At 40.1% G+C, this 22,492-nt stretch carries 21 protein-coding genes and 1 riboswitch; of the genes, 11 read left to right on the plus strand and 10 right to left on the minus strand.

The genetic code is table 11. The features are described 5' to 3' along the window. Window positions 1–180 precede the first annotated feature (180 nt). The 4 genes from H0W62_13280 to H0W62_13295 all read right to left on the minus strand — a co-directional run bounded on the left by H0W62_13280 (window position 181) and on the right by H0W62_13295 (window position 4,628). On the minus strand, window positions 181–396 hold the full coding sequence (locus H0W62_13280; protein ID MBA3649500.1) for a hypothetical protein: 216 nt from the start codon (window positions 394–396) through the stop codon (window positions 181–183). 1 nt (window position 397) lies between these two features. Continuing rightward, window positions 398–1,048 (minus strand): alpha/beta hydrolase, encoded by a 651-nt coding sequence (locus H0W62_13285; protein ID MBA3649501.1) that lies wholly within the window; start codon window positions 1,046–1,048, stop codon window positions 398–400. A 362-nt stretch (window positions 1,049–1,410) separates the two neighbouring features. Beyond that, on the minus strand, window positions 1,411–3,618 hold the full coding sequence (locus H0W62_13290; protein MBA3649502.1) for a sulfatase-like hydrolase/transferase: 2,208 nt from the start codon (window positions 3,616–3,618) through the stop codon (window positions 1,411–1,413). A gap of 197 nt (window positions 3,619–3,815) precedes the next feature. Further along, window positions 3,816–4,628 (minus strand): 1,4-dihydroxy-6-naphthoate synthase, encoded by an 813-nt coding sequence (locus tag H0W62_13295; GenBank protein MBA3649503.1) that lies wholly within the window; start codon window positions 4,626–4,628, stop codon window positions 3,816–3,818. On the opposite strand from H0W62_13295, the gene maf reads away from it, so the two are divergent. Next, a complete protein-coding gene (maf, locus tag H0W62_13300; GenBank protein ID MBA3649504.1) occupies window positions 4,569–5,324 on the plus strand; it encodes a septum formation protein Maf in 756 nt (251 codons plus the stop codon). The two genes, H0W62_13295 and maf, sit on opposite strands and share 60 nt — an antisense overlap. A gap of 3 nt (window positions 5,325–5,327) precedes the next feature. Here maf and rnhA read toward each other — a convergent pair whose 3' ends face one another. Continuing rightward, window positions 5,328–5,807 (minus strand): ribonuclease HI, encoded by a 480-nt coding sequence (gene rnhA, locus H0W62_13305; protein ID MBA3649505.1) that lies wholly within the window; start codon window positions 5,805–5,807, stop codon window positions 5,328–5,330. A gap of 95 nt (window positions 5,808–5,902) precedes the next feature. Further along, window positions 5,903–6,114: riboswitch (cobalamin riboswitch) on the plus strand. Between the two features lie 91 nt (window positions 6,115–6,205). Between rnhA and H0W62_13310 the strand changes: the two genes are divergently transcribed. Together H0W62_13310 and H0W62_13315 are read left to right on the plus strand one after the other, a co-directional pair. Then, entirely contained in the window at window positions 6,206–8,422 is a 2,217-nt protein-coding gene (locus H0W62_13310; protein ID MBA3649506.1) for a TonB-dependent receptor, read from the plus strand. Window positions 8,423–8,488: 66 nt separating this feature from the next. Further along, on the plus strand, window positions 8,489–9,187 hold the full coding sequence (locus H0W62_13315) for a diphthine--ammonia ligase (protein ID MBA3649507.1): 699 nt from the start codon (window positions 8,489–8,491) through the stop codon (window positions 9,185–9,187). Window positions 9,188–9,189: 2 nt separating this feature from the next. Here H0W62_13315 and H0W62_13320 read toward each other — a convergent pair whose 3' ends face one another. The 3 genes from H0W62_13320 to prfB all read right to left on the minus strand — a co-directional run bounded on the left by H0W62_13320 (window position 9,190) and on the right by prfB (window position 12,204). After that, window positions 9,190–9,723 (minus strand): hypothetical protein, encoded by a 534-nt coding sequence (locus tag H0W62_13320; protein MBA3649508.1) that lies wholly within the window; start codon window positions 9,721–9,723, stop codon window positions 9,190–9,192. A 368-nt stretch (window positions 9,724–10,091) separates the two neighbouring features. Further along, complete coding sequence (locus H0W62_13325; GenBank protein MBA3649509.1) at window positions 10,092–11,066, minus strand: hypothetical protein; 975 nt, start codon at window positions 11,064–11,066, stop codon at window positions 10,092–10,094. Between the two features lie 51 nt (window positions 11,067–11,117). After that, window positions 11,118–12,204 (minus strand): peptide chain release factor 2 gene (gene prfB / locus H0W62_13330; protein MBA3649510.1). Its coding sequence is split into 2 segments (ribosomal slippage): window positions 11,118–12,143 and window positions 12,145–12,204, totalling 1,086 coding nucleotides; the frame shifts between segments, so codons are not numbered across the junction. Between the two features lie 333 nt (window positions 12,205–12,537). Here prfB and H0W62_13335 point away from each other — a divergent pair. From H0W62_13335 to H0W62_13350, 4 genes are all read left to right on the plus strand, one after another. Then, window positions 12,538–13,056 carry a DUF4142 domain-containing protein gene (locus tag H0W62_13335; protein MBA3649511.1) on the plus strand — a complete coding sequence of 173 codons (519 nt, stop codon included), beginning with the start codon at window positions 12,538–12,540 and terminating at the stop codon, window positions 13,054–13,056. Between the two features lie 256 nt (window positions 13,057–13,312). Beyond that, entirely contained in the window at window positions 13,313–13,840 is a 528-nt protein-coding gene (locus tag H0W62_13340) for a hypothetical protein (GenBank protein MBA3649512.1), read from the plus strand. A gap of 52 nt (window positions 13,841–13,892) precedes the next feature. After that, window positions 13,893–14,438: a hypothetical protein gene (locus H0W62_13345; protein MBA3649513.1), complete on the plus strand. Its 546-nt coding sequence runs from the start codon at window positions 13,893–13,895 to the stop codon at window positions 14,436–14,438. 106 nt (window positions 14,439–14,544) lie between these two features. Further along, the gene (locus tag H0W62_13350) at window positions 14,545–15,207 is read left to right on the plus strand and encodes a hypothetical protein (GenBank protein MBA3649514.1); all 663 of its coding nucleotides are present in this window, start codon (window positions 14,545–14,547) and stop codon (window positions 15,205–15,207) included. A 13-nt stretch (window positions 15,208–15,220) separates the two neighbouring features. Here the strand turns inward: H0W62_13350 and H0W62_13355 are convergent, their stop codons facing one another. Then, complete coding sequence (locus H0W62_13355; GenBank protein ID MBA3649515.1) at window positions 15,221–15,688, minus strand: HIT family protein; 468 nt, start codon at window positions 15,686–15,688, stop codon at window positions 15,221–15,223. Window positions 15,689–15,794: 106 nt separating this feature from the next. Further along, the gene (locus H0W62_13360; protein ID MBA3649516.1) at window positions 15,795–16,481 is read right to left on the minus strand and encodes a hypothetical protein; all 687 of its coding nucleotides are present in this window, start codon (window positions 16,479–16,481) and stop codon (window positions 15,795–15,797) included. A gap of 262 nt (window positions 16,482–16,743) precedes the next feature. Here H0W62_13360 and H0W62_13365 point away from each other — a divergent pair, with 262 nt between their 5' ends. The 4 genes from H0W62_13365 (at window position 16,744) to H0W62_13380 (ending at window position 22,441) form a co-directional block, all read left to right on the plus strand. Next, window positions 16,744–18,750 carry a T9SS type A sorting domain-containing protein gene (locus H0W62_13365; GenBank protein ID MBA3649517.1) on the plus strand — a complete coding sequence of 669 codons (2,007 nt, stop codon included), beginning with the start codon at window positions 16,744–16,746 and terminating at the stop codon, window positions 18,748–18,750. A gap of 264 nt (window positions 18,751–19,014) precedes the next feature. Further along, window positions 19,015–19,704, plus strand: coding sequence for a succinate dehydrogenase cytochrome b subunit (locus H0W62_13370; protein ID MBA3649518.1), 690 nt, complete (start codon window positions 19,015–19,017; stop codon window positions 19,702–19,704). A gap of 7 nt (window positions 19,705–19,711) precedes the next feature. Continuing rightward, the gene (locus H0W62_13375) at window positions 19,712–21,625 is read left to right on the plus strand and encodes a fumarate reductase/succinate dehydrogenase flavoprotein subunit (GenBank protein MBA3649519.1); all 1,914 of its coding nucleotides are present in this window, start codon (window positions 19,712–19,714) and stop codon (window positions 21,623–21,625) included. 63 nt (window positions 21,626–21,688) lie between these two features. Continuing rightward, entirely contained in the window at window positions 21,689–22,441 is a 753-nt protein-coding gene (locus tag H0W62_13380) for a succinate dehydrogenase/fumarate reductase iron-sulfur subunit (protein ID MBA3649520.1), read from the plus strand. Window positions 22,442–22,492: the final 51 nt, after the last annotated feature.

Here is a 22,492-nt window from a genome sequence, read left to right on the forward strand (position 1 = left end):
CGTTAATTGTGGAACTGGTGAATTGCAGCAGGCACATTCCGGAAGGCAGATTATTGAGAGAAAAATTCCGGGATTGGCCTTGTGGCATTATTTAAATTTTCTTCATACAGTATTTTTCCGTTCATCCCGGTTATCGTCATAATTCCATTGAAGATTTCATTTTCACCATTATTTATCACTTCAAATGAACCGGTAGTAAAAGAAGGGCATAACGAGCAGGTTTAGTGGGTAATTTGAGAGAGGAGGAACCGCAGTGGCGCAGGCTACATTGCCTATGCCTTCGGGTAAATGATCAAAAAGAAAACCGTTGGATAATTCAAGCAGTGTATCCATCTGCGGTGATTGCGGCAAGATCCCATGGCCGATGCCGGGAAAAGGATGGAGATGCGACTCCATATTATATCGAAGCGCAGCGTCGTGAATATCGAAGCTTCCGAACAAATAGATTCCTGAGGGTCCGTAGCCGGAAGTAGGGAACAATGGTGTCGTTCGTTCCATGAAAAAGGTAGTGAGGAGTAGTTTCATTTTTTAGCCAGGAAGTATCTACGATTCCGCCCCAGCAACCGATGATGCTCCTTACACCAGATCCAAACCCGGTATTGCCGCTGCTTTGATCCAGAGGCCCCAGCTTTTGCTCATCAACAAAAGGATTGATTTCTTCCTGTTCCCAATAGGCACAAGTCAGCGCAATCAAGGCTCCAGCAGAAGTGCCGATCATAAATATAGCCGAAGTGTCGGCGCAGTAATCGGCTCCATGTGCTTTAAAGAATCTTATTGCGGCTTTTGCATCCTGTGTAGCTTCGTATCCCTCTTCGTAGTTATCGGCGGGGGTGGTGGGATTTTCAACGCCGAGCCTGTAGTTTATCGAAGCTACAAGATACCCCCGCTGAGCAAAATAATTACCAAAGGTAATTGCCTTGTCGCAGCACTTATCGCTTCCCGTTCCATGAGCATATATCAGCACGGGTCGCAGGTAATTAACTGATGCACTCGGTTTATATATATCAAGAAATAGTGTCTCCTGCAGATTTGTTTGCCAGTTAAAAATTAGAACCGTATGGAATGTTGATCGCTTTAATTATCTCCGGATAAACCGCATCCTTAAAAGCTCCCGGCGGTGCTGGTTGAGCAAAAGAAAAAACAGGCCATAAGTAAAGAGCCCCAATCAAGAGATACTTATTATGAGCATATTTTTTCATGGATCACTTCATCAGTAAATTTTGAAGCGTCAAAATAAAATTCTGGTTTTTATGAATTCAATAAAATCGTGATTTCAGGCAGTAAGATTTTAGCCCTTACAGATTAGGTAATATTTTACATTAAATCCAGAATTGAATTTACTGCTATTACGGGTGATAGCCAACAAAAGATTACGGAGTTTCCTTTATTTAATGGCAGATTATTTACAGTTCAATGAACAATATTCATTTTCTGTGTAAACTTTTGGTTGCCCTGCTTAATAGTAACCATATATAAGCCCGGCTTCCATTCGTGGGTATCGATTAGCATATTCAACGTGCTTCCGGATTCAAACCTGTCAGCAAACAGCTGCTGGTCCAGGACATTGTAAATAAAAAGACTCAGCGGTTCCTCCGTTTCGGAAGAAAAGCTAATAGAAACCTGGTTTTCGACAGGATTAGGGGAAATGGTAAATAGATTCCCTGCCATTTCCACACCCTCATCATCAGAATCAGGTTCCCGGGTATTTACTATGTTCTTCAAAAAACAGGAAATATCTTCTATAGGATCAGTATCTCCCAATGCCGTCTGAAGGCTATCAAGTGTTTTTTTGTATTGCTGGATCCGCTGGGCGTAGTCTGAATTATTTATTTGATTTGTATTTTCCTTTGGGTCATTTACCAGGTCGTAGAATTCTTCCGTGGTGGAACTGCAATAGTGGTGCACATAGGTATAATCCAGGGAACGGATACCGCGGTTTGAAGGCACTCCCTTTTGTCCTCCAAATTCATAATAGAAAAGAGGACGTTTGATTTCGCCCGTTACCAGTTTATGTAAAGAGACTCCATCCATATTATAGGTATTGGAGATGCCTGCTGCATCCAGCATGGTAGGTGCAATGTCGATTGTAGAAGCAATTTGATTTTTAATTACAGCAGAATCTGAAAACCATTTTGGATAGCGCACAAAAAACGGCAGGCGGATCGATTCTTCCTGCATAATTTCTTTGCCTTGCAATAAATGCTCTCCTTTTAAATAGCCGTTATCAGATGTAAAAAATATAAGGGTATTGTTCAGCAACCCTTTTTTCTCCAGGTAACTTATCAGCGTATCGACATCATATTCTATGCCCGCAAGAGTCTGGTATTCTTTTAAAGTATTTGAAATAGTAGTGGCCGAATCAGCCTTCCACTGAAGAGAGCCTCCATAAAAGAAATCGGGATAATTCTTTGAATAGGTGTAAAAATTAGATGGAAAAGGCATGCGTTCATTTTCGTACAGATGGGAATCTTCCTTACGAGGCATGGATGGCGTGTGGGGTGCCCGTGTAAAAAACATAAGCATAAAAGGTTTATCAGCAGGTGCATCCTTTAAAAAGGTTAAAGCCAGCGCGGGGTAAGTATCCAGGATGTTACCCTTTATGGTAGTATCTTTTCCATTTACGATGTACGGAGGATCATTATAAAAATCATTGGTAGTAACAGCATACCAATTGAATCCTTTTGGTACTCCCTGTCCCTGCCCGTATTTCCCTACGAACCCTGTATAATAACCGTTGTCAGTAAGTACCTGCTGTACAAGAGTTCCATTGCTCATATGGTTGCCATTATTAAGTACTCCATTGTGATGTCCATACAAACCGGTATAAATGGAGACGCGGCTGGGTGCGCACTGAGAAGTGGATGGAATCATGTATTGAAAATTCACACCTTCATAAGCAATGCGATTTATAGAAGGTGACTTAAACCAGTTAGGGCCACCTGTGGGCAGAAAAGTATCATACCGGCCATCATCCATCAAAATAACCAAAATGTTAGGCCGCTGTCCGGAATTAGCAGTTATAAAGGTTACTGTCTCCGTCCAGTCAGAAGTATTCTGGCCGCAATTACTTTGCAGCTGCACGTCATAATTTGTAGCAGGCAGCAGCTTTTTCAATTTATACGTAGTATTATTCAGATCATTAACTTTTGTCCATCCTGAAGTTCCTGTCACCCGGTATTTTAAATTATACAGTGAGCTGTTACATTTTGCCTGCCAGCTTATAGTTGCAGAAGAATCGGTAACTGCAGTTATAAAAACCTGTTGTGGTGCCGAACAAACTAATGTTTGAAAGATAACCGGTTTAGAATATCCCTGCGTGGTATTATCAGAGCAAAATGATGCCACCTGCACGCTATACTTAGTATCAGCAGCAAGACCTGTGACGGTGTAACTGGTGGCGTTTCCGGCGTTTACGGTTATCCAGGCAGCAGATGAGGAAACTTTATATTGAATCTTATATAAAGTTGCACCTGTTACGGCAGACCAATCCACAACAGCATCACAGCTGGAAACACTGGTAACCTGGAGGTTATTTGGCTTTTGAAGAAAGCACTGAGCGTAAGAATGGGTAAATGGAATTACAATTAAGCTTAAGAGTAGTAGCGTATATTTCATCATTATTATTCATTTTATAGGATACAGAAATGTTAATTACAGGTTGACATTTGATCAGCAAAATTTTAAAAGACTACTGATACTACATGATCAATAAAAGATGGTTAATCAGTTTATATTTAAAATTTTTTGAAAGGATTATATGCTAAAGTACATCAGATTTCAAGCGTATGCTGAGAAAAGTTACAATGAGATTTATTTTAAAATGGTATTGGATCAAGAGAATTTTTTGGCTGCCGGAAATATTTATAAAACAATTCAACCGCTCTTAAACCTTCACTGCCTAAATCGATGGTAAATTCATTAACGTACAGCCGGATGTGCTGCCATATCACTTCTTCATCCATTTCCTGAGAATACTCTTTAACAAATTTAAGTGCTTCTTCGAAATGTGTTAAAGCATATTTTACACTGGATCTTATAATTTTATTTATTATTTCCGACTGATCAGGCGGGAAAGATTTCCTTATAAAAATTCCGCCAAGCGGAATAGGGCTTTGTGTTTGAGCTTCCCACATCTCACCTAAATCAGCCACTTTCTGCAACCCCTTCTTCTGATACGTAAACCGGTTTTCGTGAATAATAACTCCGAGATCGGCTGTTTCATTCAAAACGGCATCTTCAATTTCAGAAAAAACCATTTCCCAAAGGTCGCCGTGGTTTTTAAAAAAAATGTTAAAAAGAAAATTAGCAGTAGTCAGCCGTCCCGGCATAGCCACTGAGCAACCAGCTATTTCATCTAATGCAATCTTTCTTTTTGAGATTAACAGAGGTCCGCAATTTCTGCCGAGAGCACTTCCTGAATGTAATAAGGAGTAATGATCGCGGGTGTATGAGTAAGCTGCATAACTTAGTTTGGTTATATCCAGCTCTCCGTTTACTGCCCGGCGGTTAAGAGTTTCGACATCTTCTATAACAGGCGAAAACTGAATGCCTTTGCAATCCACTTTTCCATGAAGCATTGCATAAAAAATAAAGGTATCATTGGGGCAGGGAGAAAAACCAAGGGTCATAGCTCGAATGGAATAACGGTTTTAACAATATCAGTCAAATACAGTTCCTGTTGTGATTATAATATTCATTTATTTTTGAAATCACTTACCCACAGTTTAATATTTACTTTGAAAATTATACTTGCCTCCAAATCTCCCCGACGCCAGCAATTACTCTCCGATCTTGGAATCCGGTTTTCGCTGCTGCTTACTGAAGTAGATGAAACGTATCCGGCTGATTTACATATCGGGAAAGTGCCTGAATACCTTTCTGCTAAAAAGGCAGACGCTATTCGCAATCTCATTAAGACCGATGAGCTTCTTATCGCTGCAGATACTGTTGTATTGTTTGAAGATCAAATATTTGGAAAGCCGGAAAATACAGAAGAAGCAAAAAAAATGTTAACCATTCTTTCAGGCAACATTCATGAGGTGATTACGGGAGTAACACTATTAACGAAAGATAAAGCAGTTACATTTTCGGAATTAACCAGCGTGCATTTTAGAAAGTTAAGCGATTCAGTGATTAACCATTATGTAGAAACATTTCATCCGTTTGACAAAGCAGGAGGGTACGCCATACAGGAGTGGATAGGATTGGTGGGAATTGAAAAAATTTCCGGATGCTATTACAATGTAATGGGGCTGCCGGTTTGCCGGCTCGTTAAGGAGCTTGAAAGCTTCGGAATAAATCTTCTTCATAACCAGGATCAATAACTGTTATATCAGGTGCTGCTTATCTTTTTGCATCTGTTCAAAACCAGCATCAATCTGCAGCCCTGGCCCACGCAGTGCCTCAACGGCTAACTGATCACAACGCTCATTTTCAGGATGGCCGGAATGGCCTTTTACCCATTCAAAGGAGATGCTATGCTTTAGGTATAAGGGAAGCAAGAGTTTCCACAGATCGGGGTTTTTCACCTTTTTCCATCCCTTTTTTTCCCATTTTAACAGCCATTCCTGCCGTATTGCTTCTACTACATATTTTGAATCTGAAAAGATTTTTACAGTGCAATGATCCCACTTTAATTGTTCCAGTCCCTTTATTACAGCCATCAATTCCATCCTGTTATTGGTAGTTCTTCTGAAACCTTCCGAAAGCTCTTTTTCAGATGCTCCGAACTTAAGGATGACACCGTAACCCCCAGGCCCCGGATTGCCGGAGCAGGCTCCATCTGAATACAAAAAAATTTGCTGCAACGATTACGGATTGATGTGCAAAGAAATTTGATTTGACTTACAAAGCAACTTAATCCAGGGAATTCTTATGCTGCATTCTATAAGATAAATAATTTTATCTTCGCCGGGTAATTGGTTCAGTTCATTAGTAAAATGATTGATTAAAAGGGAATGAGGTGAGATGCCTCAACAGTTCCCGCTGCTGTGATCCTGCAATAAAATATTTGAAGTGCTTTTAATTCTTCAGCCACTGTTTCAAAATTATGAAATGGGAAGGTGATTAGAAGCCAGGAGAGTCAGAAGACCTGCCAATTCCATTAATCATTTTCTGCTTTCGGGTAAAAAGCAAAGTGAGATGCAATCTCATTTCATTTTCCCGGAAGTTTTTTAAAGGCTGAAAGACTGCACACACCGGCATTATGGAAATAAAATCACATTTAACAATTGGTTTTTTATTTTTTTTCCAGGCCGTTGAGTGGTTTTCTGCAAATGCCCAGGATTCTATTCTTGTTCACGCCATACCAGGGGTAATTATTTCAGCAACCCGAACACCAAAAGGCATAGATAGTATTGGCAGATCGGTTACACTGATTTCTTCACAGGAAATAAAAAGCTCAGCAAATGATCTTGCACAATTGCTTTCCAACTATGCCGGCATTTCCGTGATCGGTGCAGGGCAAAATCCTGGCATGACGGAAAGTATTTTTATGCGTGGTGCCAATAGCAATCAAACCCTTATACTAATCGATGGCATCCGCATTTCTGATCCCTCGTCTGTGAATAATGCAATTGATTTGGCAGAGCTTTCTGTTTCAGGATTGCAGCAAATTGAAATAGTACGCGGATCTCACAGTACACTATTTGGATCTGCTGGAATAGGAGGTGTTATTAATTTGATTTCAGCGACACCTGTTAAAACCGGTTTTCATGGTGAAGTAAGAGTTAAGGCAGGAACGTTTGGTAAAAAAACGTTTCTGCTCGATGAGAACCTTGCGCTTAACTATTCTTCAAAAAAGGGCTTGTATGGCAGTGCTGAATTTTTTAATAAAAATGTAAACGGCCTGGATGCCACCGCTGATACGGTTAGCCGCATAAATGCATTCAAACGTTTTGACAGGGATAATTTCGGGTTAACAAAAGCAAATGCAAAATTGGGGTTTACTGATAAAAAATGGAATGTGTCCGGAACGTATTCTTATACTGATGAACGTACTGATTTCGATAAAAAAGGTTTTAAATATAATGATCCTTACGGGGTAAACCCTGATGCCTGGTACGATGGGGACAGCACCAGAATCTTTACCACCAGGCATCTTAGTACTTACAAGGCAGCGTATCGAATAGACCCGCACTGGCATCTGCAATTAAACGGCGGCATAAGTGTGATAGATCGTCATACTATTGATGATTCTTCCATTGTAAACTATAATGGAGTTTTTGATCACACCATTTCCTCCGGCTTCTACAGGGGTACCAGCTTAAGCAATGATATGCAGGTAACCTGGAATCAGAAAAACATCACAGTATCTGCCGGAGCAGGAGGGATGAGGGAAAGGATGACTTTTCTGACAGATTACTTCACAAATGGAATATTTGGCCCATATGAATCGGTTGTTAATGTAGATTCCATACATCCTCACGCCTTCATTTATAATGCTTTTGTCCAATCCGATTTTTCTGGTGAGCTTATCACCCGTTCATTGTCTTCCTTGCATATTATCGCGGGCATCCGGTGGAACCACCATGATCTCTTCGGAGACAAATGGATGTATGAAATAAATCCGTCTTATTGCATTAAGGCAAATACCTTGGTTTATTTATCGTGGTCAACAGGTTTCAATGCTCCCTCTCTGTACCAGCTTTATGCGCCGGACTTTTATTATATTTCAGATATCTCCAGGGGGAATCCGTCATTAAAGCCGGAAACATCGCAATCTATTGAAGCAGGTTATAAGCAAAAGATTGGAAATACATTTTCCCTTGCGCTTTCAGGATACCGAAGCGTGGTGGATAATGAAATTGAATACGTGTACTTATGGGATAAAGACATTCCGGTCAATTTATTAGGTACGGATTTTTCACGGGATGATTACCGTGGCGATACTTATATAAATATCGGAACACAGACTAATTACGGTGCCGAACTAAGCTTCAGTTACAAACCTGTTGCTAAGATTAAGGTGGATGGCACCATCAGTGTGGTGAAAGGAAAACTTACTTACAGGGCTTCTTCAATAGATACAATGCATACAGAAAGCAACCATGTACAGCTTTATAGTAACGGCGCTTTTCCGTCTTCAGAAATAACTACCAATGGATTAATCAGGCGACCCAATACGGCCAACCTTAAAACGACCTGGTTTCCTCTTCAAAAATTTTTCGCACAGTTAAGTGCCTATTGGAGTGGTCGCCAAAAGGATATTTATTATGATTCAAACCTTGGACCATTCGGAGCGCTCGGCTCCATTCCCGTTAAAGGATATGTCTTGTTTGATGGCTTATTTAATTATGAATTTTCAGAACACTTTGGCTCCAGTTTAAAAATTGAAAATATTCTGAATACACATTACACGGAAATCAATGGTTTTACTACTAAGGGACGGGCAGTTTATTTAACCTTGAAAGGATCATTTTAAAATTACAAGCCATGCCATTACTACAGCTGTTATCTTTTATCTGAATTTTAGTTTATCAAGGAGTTAATGATTAAAGCAGCAATTTTTTGGAGCGGAGGGAAAGATTCGGCGTTGTGCCTTGATGAGATAATGCAATCTTCAGAATACCAGGTGGCTTATCTGGTTACCTTCTTTTCCGGCGAACCTTGTCTGGTTAGTACGCATGGAATTCGCGTTGAATTGCTTAGAAAACAAGCCGGCGCTATTGGTATACCTCTAAAAGAGATTTATGTAAAGAATAGCACCAATGCGGAATATGAATTTGAATTCGGAAAGGTGATGGAAGAACTTAAATCGGAAGAAATACATCACGTTATTTTCGGTGATATTTTTCTGGAAGAGATAAAAAGCTATAGAGAAAGCTTGTTGGCGGATAATTGGATGAAAGGTGTCTTTCCTCTCTGGAAAAAAAATACAGAATTTCTTTTACAAATTTTTTTGACAAGAGGCTATAAAGCAATCACCTGTTGTGTGAACAGCGCTTTTTTGGATCAGTCGTTTGCAGGAATAAGGCTCGACTTTTTTTCGAGGAAATGGTTACCATCCTCCATTGATGTTAGCGGCGAAAATGGGGAATATCACACATTCGTATTCGATGGTCCTTTTTTTAAAAATGAAGTAAAATTTAAAAGGGGAGAAAAGGTGTTCCGGCCGCTTGAAATTAAACTCAGCAATCTAGCTTTAGAAAAAATCGGATACTGGTTTATCGACCTTATCCCGGTATAAGACTACACTTTTATTATGGAAGGGTTTGTTTTCTTAAGAAGTTCATACCCTCCGAAAAGCACACCGCAATAAAAAAGGTCACCGGCAATGGTATTTCCAAAAAACGGAATTCCTTCTGCAAAGCACTTTCCAAGGCCTTGTGCATCCTGCGTATACAGCCCTGCTCCAAGCCAAACAAAGAAGTTGGTAATGAAGAAAAAAAGAAGTGAGGAAACGAGAGAAGCGAGAATTATATTCGGTACGCTTACTCTGTTTCGCAGATATATTCCAATAACGGTAATGATGGCAAATGCTCCATAAACATCCCAGATGCCCGGATGAAATCCAATAATAAAATCAGTGACCACCATTGCAATCAGGGGTACAAGGAAAGCGTATTTCTTTTCACGAAAACTAGCGCCGCTGAATAGAGCCATTGCAGCAATTGGAGTGAAGTTCCACAGGTGAAGCTGGTTGGATAAAAGACGGCTTAAGGAAGCGCATAGGATAATCAGACATAAAATAATAAACTGGGAAGAGAAAACTTTATCTTTCATGGAGATCATTTTTTCGTGGGTAAATTTACTTGAAAAATCAGTTCATCAAAAGTTATTGATACTTAATATATGGTTTCACAAATGCCGTGGATAGCGCGCAGCTTTAATTTCGATATCCCAATAGACTTGTTTCCTTACGTGTTAGTTCGCTATGGCGGAACGCCGGCAAGGGTTGAGGACATGATACAAAATCACAACAATACGGAAGTATTAAACCGGAACATGGAAACTGTATGTCAAAGATCATTTGAAAAATTCTGAAAGCAAATCACAACCGTTGGCATCAAATCACAACACAATTCAAGCTATAGTGATGTAGGTTGAACCTGACTGCCCCATTAAATAGCGATTATTACAGTCAGCAGGCTCTATTTCTTTCGCCGTTTGTTTCTTGCACATATAGGGCACCATTTCCCGCGTCTCACCGTTCTTAAAGCAGTTACCCATCGGTGCCCTTCACCGCATAGCCATTCTACTCTCGAGTTAATATTCTTGTACTCCTTAGATAGTATCTTTCCGCCGCGCTTTTCAGCAATTTTTGCGTACACTTCAAGTGGAAAGAGCGATTTTTTATGACTGCGAATGGTAGCACATTGGGGACACCATTTCCCATTCTTAATGTTGTGAGGTTTAGACCACCATACATGACCTGCTTTGCATTTCCATTTTAATTTTGTATAGCAATTCACATAAGTTTTTGACAGCAATTTGCCAGCCTGATCTTTTGCAATTTTTATGAATATTTTAATGCTGTCCTTTTGTTTCTCAGCAATATCAGTGTGAAAGCATCGAAAGCACCATTGACCTCGCTGTATTGCGTTTGGAAGTGCCCACCATTCATGACCTTGTGCACACCGCAATTGAAGGCGTGTAGCATTGTTAACGTAGTCAGTGGATAAAAGCTGGCCCCCGCGGTTCTTTACAATCCTGGTGTATATATTAAAATATTTCTTTTTTCTTTTTTCAGTTTTTTCATTATAAGAACAAATCGGACATCGTATTCCTTTCCTTTTTATTCCGGCAGCCTGGACCTTCCAGCAATGTCCATTATGGCATTTAAAAAGAAGCTGGGTTTTTAAATTAGCGTATGTGGTGGAGAGGCATTCGCAGCCTTGTTCATGTGCCAGCTCATGAAACTTATTAAGCCGTATTTTCTTTTCATCATTCTTAGCACATTGCATACACCATGAACCTTGCTGTATGTGTGCAAATGCTCTTTCAAAAACGTGTCCTTGCTTGCATTTCCAGATAAGCTTGGAAAACATTTCTGCATATTCTTTACTAAGGCATTTTCCTTCCCGGGTGCCTGCATAAAATTGCATATCATTAATAGTATACTCCACTTATATTTTTTAAACACCCAAGGCTGTTCAAGGTATGAATCAAAAAAGAATTCAATTATTTTTCTCCGCCATCAGGTATGCTTTTATAAAGTCATCGATGCCGCCGTCGAGCACGGCTTGTGTATTGCTGGTTTCAAAGCCGGTCCGTGCATCTTTCACCAGCTTATAGGGATGCAGCACGTAATTCCTGATTTGTGAGCCCCACTCAATTTTCTTTTTACCTGCCTCAATTTTATCCCGTTCTTCATTGCGCTTTCGGATTTCTTCTTCGTACAATTTCGACTTTAGCATTTTGAGTGCCTTATCCTTATTACCGCCCTGTGTACGGTCTTCCTGGCAGGCTATTACAATGCCGGAAGGTTTATGACGCAGCCTTACAGCGGTCTCTACCTTATTTACGTTTTGTCCGCCTGCACCGCCAGAGCGAAAAGTTTCCCATGTGATGTCGTTAAGATTTATTTCTATCTTAATTGTATCGTCAACTAAAGGATACACAAAGACCGAAGCGAATGACGTGTGACGCCTAGCATTGGAATCGAATGGAGAGATCCGTACTAGTCGATGAACACCTGATTCTGATTTTAAATAGCCATAAGCAAAATCACCCTCTAATTCTATGGAGCAGGATTTGATGCCTGCCACTTCACCGTTCTGAATATCGAGCTCGTGAATTTTATACCCATTTTTTTCTCCCCACATCAGGTACATCCGCATCAGCATTGCTGCCCAGTCACAGCTCTCAGTACCACCGGCCCCGGCATTGATTTCCAATATGGCACCCAGCTGATCTTCCTGGGAAGTAAACGTAGATCGGAACTCCAGGTCGTCAATAGCGTCTAACGCTGTTTTATATTGCAACTCTAAATCTTCGGCGGTACCTTCACCAGCCTGATAAAATTCTAATAAGACCTCAGTTTCACCCACCTCTTTTTCTGCAGTATTATAAAGATTTACCCATTGCTTATTAATCTGTATCTGCTTCATCAATGCTTCTGCTTTTTTTGGATCGTTCCAAAAATCAGAGGCAGAAGTGAGTTGTCCATCCTCTTTAATTTTTTCTACACGGTTTGCGTAGTCAAAGAAACCTCCTCAGTGCCTCAAGTCGGCTCTTTATATCTTTTAGTTGATCGGTAGTCATAAAAATTAGGAGTTACAATTTCTTTTGTTAAACAAAAATAATTTATCACGTATTATCCTATTTGTATTGCCGGTAATTTAATTTTTTGGTGCTTATTTCTGTAAGACAATTGGGAATATTTTTCTACAGAAAATTATTGGTTTTCTACAATTATAAAAATTGTAAAACCCTTACAGAGTATAAATTTACGGTATGATTTTTTATGATCCTATAACCATCACCACTTAATGTATTTTGTTGGAATCTCCTCTTATTTATAATAAGTCTCTTAACATGAAAATGTACTTTAAACTAATTCTTGTGATTACTCCAGTACTGATTCTAATTCTGATTATGAACAGTACAGCACAAATAAGCAATGATACTATGAAAGGAGGTCAGGGATCACCTTCCAATCAGCAAATGAACTCAGGCCAGGGAAATCAGGGAATGATAAAGTTTATAGCAGATGCTATGGCCTCCAACGCTGAAGAAATAAAGTTGGCAAAATTAGGTGAGGCTAAATCCTCTAATTCTGAGCTGAAGAATATTGCGAAAACTTTAGTAACTGATCACACTAAGATGCTGAACGATCTTAGGAACATGACAAGCGGAAAAAACATGATGCATCCAGATATAGATTCCAGCAAAGCAATGACCGATGTCAAAATGCTAACTAATAGTAAGCCGGATGACTTTGATAGAACCTGGACAGATATGATGATAGAAGGTCATCGTGCAATTATAAATAGATTTAAGAGTGCAATGACTGAAGTAAGCGAGCAGCAATTAAAGAGTTGGATCTCATCAGGCTTGCCCAAGATTCAAATGCACCTGGATAAGCTCACTGAATTAAGATCGAAATTGAAATAAACCAACAATAGATTAAGCAGTATTTAAGATCCCGCTTTGGTATTTATCGTTCTCAGCGATATCACAAGGCGTAAAGAGGCGCAGGTTTTGGTGTTTCCTGCGCCCTTTTTTTATTTATCCCTTTGTACATTGCAGATATCAATCATTACAATTTATACTCAAGGAAGCAAAATTAATTAAGTCTGTAAAGGAAGTTTTACGGCATAAGTTTTTCTATAAAAGATGTCACTATTAAATCACTCTTTAAATTCAGAAGATGAAAAAAAGATCTAACGCTACACCAAGAAATAAAAACAATAATCTTAGTCAGGATTCCGGCAATGGAAATCAGGCAGGGGAAAATTTTCCAGGCTATCCCCATTATCCTTCTAAAGAAGATATAATGGATCCCAAGAACGCCATAGAAAAAGAACCCTTTAGTGAGGATAATAGTATTACACCGGGTAAAGTGGAAGCTGCGCCTTATCAAAACAGTTCCATTAAGTCTTCAGGGGCTCCGGTTGAATTCCCCATGCCGCCAGATGCAATAGACGACCTGGAAATTGTTAGCGGAACTGAAGCTGATGTTACGGAAGAAGATCTGGAAATATTAGGATCAGATGAGCTTAACGCCGACCTTGGAGACGACGAAATACTTAAAAACAGAGTATGGCCTGTTGACATGACAGGGGAAGATCTTGATGTTCCGGGTACTGAATTAGATGATGATAATGAGATGATCGGGGAAGAAGATGAAGAAAATAATACGTATAGTCTGGGTGGCGATCGTCACGATGATGTGTAATTAGCGCTTGTTTAAGCCTGGATATTCAATCAGTACAAACAGAAAGCTTTAATTGAGAAGTCTCCAGATTTTATTATTCGTTTGTGCCATTCATTCTGTTTATGCTCAGAATAAAGAAGGTTCGGAGACTGCAAATGAAATTAAATGGAATAAAGATTATAAACTTAGCTATTGTAATTTTCAATCTGCTATCCCTGAGAATACGCCTTGGGCTGGATTGACGTCAAGCAAAATTTTTTTTTCTTATGAAACGGTAAATGGTAAAATTTCTGCTTATACGGTCTATGCGTCTTTTGAACCTGGAAGATCATGGATAAAAATTGATACCTCTTCGGTGCTTCATCATGAGCAGCTTCATTTCGATATTACGGAACTATATGCCCGTAAATTATATGCTGAAATGAAATCGAAAGCCGGGCAGCTTACTGCTTCAAAATCTAAAGAAATCTTTTCAGGCATTAATAAGGAATGGGGCAAGACACAGGAACAATATGATGAGGAAACAGCGCATGGCATTGTATCGGAAGCGCAGGAACAATGGGTTGCAAAAATACAGCTCCTGTTAGAGCAATATGGTCCTTATCCTGAAAGTCAGTAACTATTCTTCCTCTAAACAGGATTTTAGTTGGATAATTAAATTTTAGAATTCCAGTATGAAAGCTATACGGGCTACAATACTGTTCCTTGCAGTTTTTAGTATCGCCATGGGCTACTTTGAATCTGTGGTAGTAATATACTTGCGCGAACTATTTTATCCTAATGGATTTCAATTCCCATTAGCGGTTATTCCTCAAAAGATAGCAGTGGTAGAATTTTGGAGAGAAGCGGCAACAATTATAATGTTATTGATGATGGGGATTATAGCAGGGAAAAATACTGCTCAGCGGTTTTCTTTTTTTCTGTTATGCTTTGGTGTGTGGGATATATTTTATTATATATTTCTAAAGTTGTTATTGCATTGGCCAGCCTCTCTTTTTACTCAGGATATTTTATTCGTAATTCCTGTACCGTGGGTAGGACCGGTACTTGCACCTTGCCTGGTATCTCTTACAATGATAGTTCTTACCCTTTGCGTAGTGTATTACCATGAGAAAGACATCCGGGTCACGATCAGTAATAAAGAATGGTTAATTTTTATTCTTGGGGCCGCAGTGGTAGTCCTGTCTTTTACCTGGGATTATTTACAATACATTTCTTTGAATAACGGTTCCATATGGACACCGGTGAGCCAGGCAGCACTATTTGATGAAATACCACATTTTATCCCACAGGATTTTAATTGGTGGTTATTCTCAGCAGGTGAGCTGTTTCTAATAGCGGGAATATTCCTGATGGTTTACCGGCATAGAAAGCTTACCTATAATTAGTAAATGCTGTCAGTTAAATATAGCATTTCAGCACTTTTTTAATTTTATTGGCGACGGTGTTTATCTGATGTTCATCATCATATTTTTTTCTTGGCCAGAAAAATCCCTTTAAACCATCTCCTTTGCTTCGCGGTATCACATGGATGTGAAAATGAGGAACGCTTTGACTAACCTTATTATTCATAGCTACAAAAGAACCCTGGGCATTCAAAGATTCTTTCATTACTACCGAAAATAACCTGGCTATCTTAAACAGGGGTTTTATTAAATGGTCGGGTATATTTTCCAGCAACTCATAATGTATTTTAGGAACTATTAGAGTATGTCCAGCAAAGACGGGCTTTATATCCAAAAAGGCTATCGTAAATTCATCTTCGTGAAGTATATGAGCATTTTCGAGCCCGGAAGCTATTCTGCAAAACAAGCATTCAGGCGTGTCTTCATTTTTTTCAGCACTGAGACCGGTTTTCCTGCCTGCCATTATTAGATGAATTGTAAGTAAAAAAGTTTGAAGAAATTCCCTTACCAATAAGTCATAAAAAAAGGCCGTCTCGGAAAAGACGACCTTTTTCTTTAAAAATTAATTTCTATTTAACATAAATTTTCGTTCCATCATCACTAACATAATATTTTTTTCCGCTGGAATCTTTATACAGCATGTGGCCTTTTGCATCTTTTCCTGCTGACAGATCGGTCCCTGTAATTTTCTTCATTTGAGCGTCGGAAAGCTTGGAATGTGAAGTTTGGTTGGACATATTATCAGATTTGCCGGTGGTACCCGCTGGAGTCGACTTTGTATCCGGAGTGGTTTGATGAGTCGGATTTACTCCTTCGGTAGGGTGAGTCGGGTTGGTCTGTTGCGAAGGAGTAGTCTGCTCGGCAGGTGTAGTTTGGGTAGGCGTAGGATATGTATTGGTGGGTGACGTTGTAGAAGGGGTCATCGGATCGGGGTTCTGCTGATTAGGATCCTGCGCAGGTGATGTGGAATTAGGTGTTGTAGTAGGGTGCGTAGGATTTGTCTGCTGCGCAGGAGTCGTTTGCTGACTTGGACTTGTCTGCGTTGGTGTTGGATAAGTATTGGTGGGCGATGTAGGATGCGTTTGTAACTGGTTCGGATCCTGTGTAGCCGGAGTAGTGCTTGGGTTAGTTGCAGGTGTAGTGGAATTCGGCAAATCTGTTTGCGCAAAAGATGGCAATGTAAAAAGCATTCCTGCAGCTATTGCGATGGAAATCCCTTTTTTATAAAGGTTTCCTTTTTTTATTTGATTTTTCATTGTTATTAAGGTTTGATTGTGTTAAAATTTATAAGGTTAGATAATCGTTTATTCAAACACCGTGCCTGTAAATAAGAAGTACCGTGATAAATAAATGACATTATGAATGCTAGCATAAATCAGCATTTATAAGATTAAACTAATACCACTTTATTATGTCATATATTTTATTGTAAAGGTGAATAGATCACCATAAAATTTTTATAACATTATAGATTCAATCTAATTTAGATATCATTTAATAGTCAGCCCTTTAAGATATATGAAGCTTATCACTGCTTATAGCGGGAAAAGAATATGGTTTTCCGTTTTTACTTTAAGTATCCTGTTATCTATAATATTTTCAGGCCATTCTGCAGCACAATATCGTATAGTGGACTGGGGTGCGTACTTTGCTGATAGCACAACTGACTTCAGCTTTGCAGAGGAAGAGTATATTGAAGATATAAAGCTCGATCAGCAGGATCCGCAGAATGTTTATGTAGTGGGAATGACGAAATCTACATTTGGTTACAGCATGCCATGTGACAGCGATACTTTATTTTATGGCGGTCCCGGAGATGTCTTTCTTGCAAAATATGACCGTTGCGGTGCACTTCAATGGTCAAGATATTTGGGCAATGAAAACAAGACGGATTATGGATATAATATGGCTTTGGATTATGATGTTTTTGGTAACACGACCATATATATAGGAGGTGAAATGAAGACCAATGGCAGAGGCCCTAAGGCTGTTATTTGTGATGGTGGAAATGTTCCCTTCCAGATTAAGCCGGCTGCAACGTGGGATGCTTTTGTTGCTAAATATGATGAAACCGGAGATCTTCAGAGGTGGACCTACCTTGGAGGTACTGAGCCGGACTCTGTTTCAAGCGTTGATCAAATTCTTGGGCTGGCCGTTTATAACCATCATGTGTTCGCAGTGGGTTACACAGAGTCCAAAGATCTGGATGAAGGTGCACGCATAAAAGGTGTTTCAAGGTATGGTCAGAGCGGAGACGGTTTTATTGCAGAATTTACGGCTAACCTTGATACGCTATCCTATTTTTCATATGTGGGGGGGCGCGGACAGGACCGGTGTCATGCAATTAAAATTTATCAGCCTGATACGGGATCAGTACAATTATTTATTGATGGTACCACCGAGAGCGTGGATGGAATTTTCGCGGGGACTGGATTTGATAGTGTGTTAACCGCAGCGCCTGATGCATTTGTAGGAAAATGGGAAGATACTTCTGGTACTGGAAAATTCGAAAGAATTTGGTGTACTTACATAGGCGGAGACGGAAATGACCGGGGAAGGGATATTGATCTTGACAATAAAGGTAATGTAATAATGAGTGGGCAAACTCAAAGCGATTCTTTAACGTGGGCTCATGGATATGATTCTACTTATAACGGTGATATTGATGGCTTCGTAATTAAGATTCCCAATGACGGAGGTATGCCAATCTGGGGCACATACTTTGGCGGCTATAATGACGATCAGCAGATGGGCGTACTTTGGAACCGTAGTGCAAAAGGAGACAGGGTTTTTATAACAGGAATAACGAATAGTTCGCAAAATCCCCGTTGCCTTCCTACACCAAACCGTCTGCATTTTCCCGTTTTTCCTATACTGGGCGATTTGCAAAACTATATTAGCGGATATGCGGATACAGCATATTGTCCTAACATAACCGAAACGGATGCATATATTGCCGAGCTCACCGATGCGGCATTGGGTCAATCTCTTATTTTTTCGTCTTATTTAGGTGGATCAAAGCCGGAAATAAACGGAAACCAGCAGTTTAGCTACAGCCCAACATTAGCAATGGCCACCACCGGCGAATTGTATATTGCATTGAATACTTACAGTGACGACATCCGGCAGGCTGTAGGCACTCAGTTTCAAACACGAATTGATATTTTTCATGGACAAACTGATGCATTTATTGCACGGCTTTTAAATGACAGTGACCGGATGGAGTATAACTGCAAATATCCTCCTGATCCGGATGCTGTCATTACCTATGCGGAAGGAAATTTCTTAAATGTATATCCCAATCCGGCCCAAAAGTTTAATGCCTCTTTTTCACTTCCAGGAAGCGCCACTATCAGTTATACAGTTTTTGACCCTGTGGGAAGAAAAATTTTAGCTGACACACATTTTTTTGATAGTGGAAAAAATGTTTTACCGATTGATTTAACCCGCCATCCTTCGGGATTATACATTTTAGAGATAGGGTATAATAAGGAATTATACCGGATTAAGCTCTTAAAGGAATAGCATCTTTCGCACTATCAATGGATGGTATCATTATTAAGATTGTGATTCCTTTTTATTAATAAAGCCCGACCTCATCTACAGACTTTCAATTTGGTACAAATAATTCTTTATTGTTAATGGTGTGATTATTTCCTTAAGGGATAGCAGTTTTAATTTCCCTCGCAAAGTCTGCCTGATTCATAATCATTCCTGTTTAATATTATAAAGATTAACGTTCGTGATTTAGCTTTGCAGCGTCTTTAACTAAATCCGGATGCAGTTTTTATGGGCTGGATGATTCAAATGCTTAATTCTTCTCTCGGCAGGAAATATGTAATGGCGCTTACCGGTTTGTTTCTCTGCAGCTTCCTCGTTATTCATTGGTTTGGAAATATGCTGCTATATGTTCCCGACAATGGAAAAACCTTTAACACATTTACCTTTTCCATGGAACATAATATTTTGATTCGGGCAATGGAGTATATCCTTTTTGCGGGTTTCATTATTCACATTATTCAATCTTATACTTTAACACGTCAGAACCAGAAAGCAAGACCGATCCCTTATATAGTAGTTAGGAATACCAATGCTACGCCCTGGTATTCCAGGTATATGGGAATCTTAGGCGCATTAATTTTTTTCTTTCTGGTAGTTCATCTGAGAAATTTCTTTTGGGATCTTCGGTTTACAGATAAAATAACCGATGATGCTCAAAGTGAAATAATTAATCTCTATCCTGAAGTAATATCTGTGTTTTCTATTTGGTACTATGACGTTATATATGCCGTAGGGGTTATCGCATTGGGCTACCATTTATGGCATGGATTCCAGAGCGCCTTTCGCTCTTTGGGTATCATGCATAAAAAATACACTCCAGCAATAGTTTGGATAGGTAAAATATATACTGTAATCATTACCGGAGGCTTTTTATCTATGCCTGTATATTTTTATCTGTCTCAATATTTAAATAAATAACTGTTGAATGGCATTACAATCCAAAGTCCCACCTGGCGCACTTGATCAAAAATGGACACAATATCGCTCTACCATAAAATTGGTAAGCCCTGCAAATAAAAGGAAGCTGGAAGTTATTGTAATCGGGACGGGTTTAGCGGGTGCATCTGCAGCAGCATCTCTCGCCGAATTAGGCTATAAGGTCAAAGCGTTTTGTTTTCAGGATAGCCCCAGGAGAGCGCACTCCATTGCGGCCCAGGGTGGAATTAATGCTGCAAAGAATTACCGTAATGATGGCGATAGTATATACCGTTTATTTTATGATACTATAAAAGGTGGTGATTACCGCTCTCGCGAAGAAAATGTGTACCGTCTGGCTGAAGTAAGTGTCAACATTATTGATCAATGTGTTGCGCAAGGTGTGCCTTTTGCGCGTGAGTATGGCGGGTTGCTGGATAATCGATCCTTTGGTGGCGTGCAGGTATCGCGTACATTTTATGCCCGCGGTCAGACAGGTCAGCAATTATTAATTGGAGCATATCAGGCGCTGGAAAGGCAGATAGGTTTAGGAAATATTAAAATGTATTCCAGGCACGAAATGCTGGACGTAGTAATATCCGATGGAAATGCGAACGGCATTATTGCGCGTGATTTAATTACGGGTGAGATCCAGCGGCATGGTGCACATGCTGTAGTTCTTGCCACAGGAGGTTATGGAAACGTATTTTTTCTTTCTACCAATGCCATGGGATGTAATGTTACCGCAATCTGGAAAGCATATAAAAAAGGCGCGTTTTTTGGGAATCCATGCTTTACACAAATTCATCCTACCTGCCTTCCCGTGCACGGCGAATATCAGTCAAAGCTTACTTTGATGAGCGAATCGCTGCGCAATGATGGCCGGGTTTGGGTTTCCAAAACAAAAGGCGACAAAAGAAAGGCAAGTGAAATTCCGGAAGGTGAGCGGGATTATTACCTGGAAAGAAAATATCCTTCATTCGGAAACCTGGTGCCGCGCGACATTGCCTCCCGCGCGGCTAAAGAAGTGTGTGATGAAGGCAGAGGCGCAGGACCTACCGGGCTGGCAGTATACCTGGATTTTGAGGATGCTATAAAACGACTGGGTCAAAATGTAGTAAGTGCTCGTTATGGGAACCTTTTTGAAATGTATGAAAAGATTACCGGAGACGATCCTTATAAGACTCCAATGATGATTTATCCTGCAGTTCATTATACCATGGGAGGGTTATGGGTTGATTATAATCTGATGACTACGGTTCCGGGGCTTTATGCTATTGGCGAATGCAACTTTTCCGACCACGGTGCAAACCGCCTCGGGGCATCGGCACTAATGCAGGGACTTGCAGACGGATACTTTGTGCTTCCTTACACTATTGGAGAATATCTTTCAGGAGAAATACTTTCAGGAAATGTAAACACCAATAGCATGGAGTTTATAGAAGCCGAAGAAAATGTAAGATCGCGCATTAAAAAATTATTAAACAATAAAGGGGGAAAAACGGTTGACTATTTTCATAGGATGCTTGGTAAGGTAATGTGGGATGATTGTGGCATGGCCCGGAGCAGGGAAAGTTTATTGAGAGCCGAAGGAGAAGTAAAAAAAATTGAGCAGGAGTTTTGGGAAAATGTCAAAGTTCCGGGAAAGGAAAATGAATTTAACCAGGAATTGGAGAAGGCTGGGCGTGTGGCTGATTTTATTGAGCTCGGTGCGTTAATGATTCAGGATGCCTTGCATCGGGAAGAGAGCTGCGGCGGACATTTTAGGCTGGAATATCAAACACCGGAGGGGGAGGCTTTGCGTAATGATGATCAGTTTATGTATGTAGCGGCGTGGGAATATGCAGGAAACGGAAATGCTCAGATGCATAAGGAAGAATTAAATTATGAAACGGTGCATCCGACACAGAGAAGTTATAAATAGCGTATTATTCAATTCTGATTTTAAGGCTAATATCTTGCAATTGTAGAAAGTTTAACCTGAGCTATGAAGTTGACATTAAAAGTTTGGCGTCAGAAAAATTCCCAGGATAAAGGTGGCTTTGAGAACTATTTTTTAGACAATGTTGATGCAGATGCGTCCTTTCTGGAAATGTTTGATGTGCTGAATGACAAGCTGATCAATGAAGGGAAGGATCCTGTAGCCTTTGACCACGATTGCCGGGAAGGAATATGCGGAACATGCAGTATGTATATAAATGGTCGCGCCCATGGACCGCGCCAGGCTACCACTACCTGTCAGCTCCATATGCGTTTTTTTAATGATGGTGATACCATTGTTGTAGAACCCTGGAGGGCTAAATCATTTCCTGTAATAAAGGATCTAGTGGTAGACCGTTCTGCATTTGATCGGATTATAGCTGCCGGCGGCTATGTTTCAGTAAATACGGGCCAGGCACCCGAAGCAAATTCGATTCCGGTCGAAAAAGATAAGTCAGACATTGCATTTGAATCTGCTGCATGCATTGCCTGCGGTGCTTGTGTAGCTGCCTGTAAAAATTCTTCTGCGATGCTGTTTGTGGCTGCAAAAGTCTCTCATCTTGCTTTACTTCCACAAGGCGATGTTGAACATTCTGGCCGTGTTCTCGATATGGTTGTACAAATGGAAAGGGAAGGATTTGGAGGCTGCACCAATACAAATGCATGCGAGGCTGAATGTCCCAAGGAAATTTCCGTTACCAATATTGCCCGCCTGAATAGAGAATATATGAAAGCCAGTCTTTCTTACAGTAAACCATAGATGCTTTAATTCACTTCTCTATCGCAGATTTAAATCACAGGCCCCGGTTCA

The sequence above is a fragment of the Chitinophagales bacterium genome (genome assembly GCA_013816805.1).
Lineage (GTDB): Bacteria > Bacteroidota > Bacteroidia > Chitinophagales > UBA10324 > MGR-bin340.